This is a genomic window from Nocardioides sp. P5_C9_2 (genome assembly GCF_054049555.1).
Genome location: NZ_JBFUMD010000580.1, coordinates 1 through 2,127 on the forward strand (window position 1 = coordinate 1; position 2,127 = coordinate 2,127).

Genomic DNA, 2,127 nt, shown 5'->3' on the forward strand with positions numbered 1-2,127 from the left:
GTCACGCGCACCGACGGCCTGGCCCGGATGCTGCCGTTCGACCACCAGGCGCTCCGGTCGGCCCACCTCGTGGTCCCGGCCGTGGGCATGGCGGTCTACGCGGCCGGGACGGCCGGGGCCCTGTCGGACGGCGCCCCCGCCGACACGGCGGTCCTGGCGCTGGCCTGCGCCGCCTCGGCGCTCGCCGCGTCGGCGCGCTGGGTCACCGCGGCACCACCCGACTACGCCAAGCCGCTCGTGTCGACCCCGGCGGGCGGCGTACCCACCGGGCTCATGGGCAGCCTGTTCCGCGGGCTGGACGTGTGGCTGCTGACCGGGCTGCCGCTGCTCTTCCCCGGGTGGGGCCCGCGGGTGTCGCTGACGATCAGTGGCGTGGTGCTGGTCGTCCTCGTGTCGCGTCGTCCTGGGGGGCGGCCAGGGGGTCGTCCTGGGGGGCGGCCTGAGGGGCGGCCTGGGGCAGGTCGACCGTCCACCGGGGCAGCATGAGCTGGGCCAGCGGCCCGATCGCGAGGGCGTAGAGCACCGTGCCGAGGCCCAGCGCCCCGCCCAGGAGCAGGCCGATCACGACGACGGTGACCTCCAGACCCGTGCGGACCAGGCGCAGCGACCACCCGGTGCGCCGGGCGATGCCGGTCATCAGCCCGTCGCGCGGTCCACGGCCGAACTGGGAGCCGATGTAGAGCGCGGTGGCCAGTCCGTTGAGGACGAGTCCCCCGAGCATCAGCGCGAGCCGGAGCCACAGCGAGTCGGGCTCGACGAGCACCGCCAGTGTCGCGTCAGCGGCCAGCCCGACGAGCACCGCGTTGGCCACCGTCCCGATGCCCGGCTTCTCGCGCAGCGGGATCCACAGCAGCAGCACGACGAAGCTGAGCAGCACGACGGCCTGCCCGATCGTCATCGGCACGTGCCGGATGAAGCCCGAGTGCAGGACGTCCCACGGGGACAGGCCGAGCGCTCCGCGGACCATCATGGCCAGCGACGCGCCGTACAGCGCGAGGCCGACCAGGAGCTGCGGCAGACGACGGCCGAGCCGGCCGGCGCGGAGCTGGGCGACGGGGCCGAGGTCGAGGAGGGCGGGACGGAGGCGCGGGGCGGTGGTGCTGCTCATGACGTCCAGTCTGCCGCGAATTGGCCTTCTTCTCGATGGCCAATCGTGGGACAGTGGCCTGCATGAGTCGCACGATCACCGCCGCCCGCGTGGCCACCCTCGTCGGCCCGCTCGGCTCCGACGAGCGCCCGTTGTACGTCGAGCTGGCCGAGCAGCTGCGTCTGCTCATCGGTGAGGGCCGGATCCCGGCGGCCACCCGGCTGCCCAGCGAGCGCGACCTCACCAGCGCGCTCGGCCTCAGCCGCACCACCATCGCCCGGGCGTACGCCGAGCTGCGCGAGCGCGACTACGCCGAGTCCCGGCGTGGCTCCGGGACCGTCACCAGGCTGCCGCTCCGGGCCGAGTCGGTCACCGACCGCGTCTTCGCGCCGTGGTCGCAGGACCCGGACGTCATCGACCTCAACTGCGCCGCACCGAGCGCCCCGGCCGGCGTCGCGGCGGCGTACGACGCGGCGGTGGGCGAGCTGCCGGCGTACCTCTCCAGCCACGGCTACTACCCCGCCGGGCTGCCTCGCCTCCAGGCCGCCGTCGCGGCGACGTACGACGAGCGCGGTCTGCCCACGACGCCCGAGCAGGTCATCATCACCGCCGGCGCCCTGGGCGCGGCGGCGATCGTCGCGCAGGCGCTCACCGCCCCCGGCGATCGCGTCGTCGTCGAGGACCCCGTCTACCCCAACGCCACCCAGGCGCTGAGCCACCGCAGCGCCCGCCTCGTGCCCGCACCCGTCGACCCGGGCGGGTGGGACATCGCCGCCACCGCCGCGATCATCCGCCAGGCGGCGCCGCGGCTGGCCTACCTCGTCCCGGACTTCCAGAACCCGACCGGCAGCCTGATGAGCGACGCGCAGCGCGAGGAGTACGCCGCCGCCCTGCGTCGCGCGCGGGTGGTGCCGGTCGTGGACGAGGCGCACCAGGCGCTGGCGCTGGACGACCAGGTGATGCCGGCACCCTTCGCGGCGTACCTGCCCGGCACGGTGACGATCGGCAGCGCCAGCAAGCAGTTCTGGGGTGGCCTGCGG

General features: G+C 75.1%; 2 protein-coding genes and 1 pseudogene. 2 read left to right on the plus strand and 1 reads right to left on the minus strand.

Features of this window, described 5'->3' with window-relative positions; all coding sequences use genetic code 11:
- Positions 1–222: pseudogene (locus tag ACXJKL_RS19875) on the plus strand (DUF6297 family protein); the annotation flags it as partial.
- A 142-nt stretch (positions 223–364) separates the two neighbouring features.
- Here the strand turns inward: ACXJKL_RS19875 and yczE are convergent.
- Positions 365–1,108 (minus strand): membrane protein YczE, encoded by a 744-nt coding sequence (gene yczE / locus ACXJKL_RS19880; RefSeq protein WP_457208725.1) that lies wholly within the window; start codon positions 1,106–1,108, stop codon positions 365–367.
- Between the two features lie 62 nt (positions 1,109–1,170).
- Between yczE and ACXJKL_RS19885 the strand changes: the two genes are divergently transcribed.
- A partial coding sequence (locus tag ACXJKL_RS19885; RefSeq protein WP_457208726.1) for an aminotransferase-like domain-containing protein occupies positions 1,171–2,127 on the plus strand: 957 nt, incomplete at its 3' end.